This window comes from Virgibacillus carmonensis, from assembly GCF_057836705.1.
In genome coordinates, this window is sequence record NZ_JBYQFJ010000139.1 from 1 (window position 1) to 733 (window position 733).

A 733-nucleotide genomic window follows, 5' to 3' on the forward strand; every position below is an offset into this window, starting at 1 on the left:
GGATGAATTCCCCCAATCTCTCAATCCGCACGGTTATGATTCCCCCATGGGCCACGGTTTCCAGACCATGCTGGACAGCGTTCTCGACGAGCGGCTGCATCGTCGACGGGGGAATAAGAACTTGCCGTGCTTCATCCATTTCAGGAAAATTAATTTGTAGACGGCTGGCGAAGCGGGTCTGAATAATATCGATATATGCCTTTACGTGCTGACACTCCTTCTCCAGAGACACAAGTGATGATGAAACGAGTCCAATATTGAACCGCATATAGTGTGCTAACTGGACGGTGATATGCCGCGCTCTTTCCGGATCCTTTCGAAACAATGCTGCAATCATATGGAGTGTATTAAAGAGAAAGTGCGGGTTGATCTGGGCCTGAAGATTTCTCAGTTCCGCATCACGTATATGTGTTTTTAACTTGTCGGCTGCAATGGTATTCAGTTGATTAGAAATCAGCTGTCCCAAACCTTGGGCCAACATGAGTTCCACCGGCCGTATGTGCTGACCTTTGCGGAAATAAAACTTAATCAGGCCTGTTGTATCATTGGCATCCATTATCGGGATCATGATGGCGGCCTCTAATGGGCAGCTCTCGTTTCTGCATTGTATTTCCGAACGTGAATAGGCAACTTGCATTTGTTTGGAAGCAATCGCTTGGTGTGAAAGGGAAGTGAAAATTTTATCACCAGTCCGGTGATGATCATCTCCCAACCCTTTATGCGCCAGAACCTC

Annotated in this window: 1 protein-coding gene; it reads right to left on the bottom strand. The window is 47.2% G+C overall.

From position 1 onward, the window contains the following. The coding region (locus AC3G7N_RS20955) for a sensor histidine kinase (RefSeq protein ID WP_489424089.1) at nt 1-556 on the bottom strand (556 nt) is incomplete at its 3' end. Nucleotides 557-733: the final 177 nt, after the last annotated feature.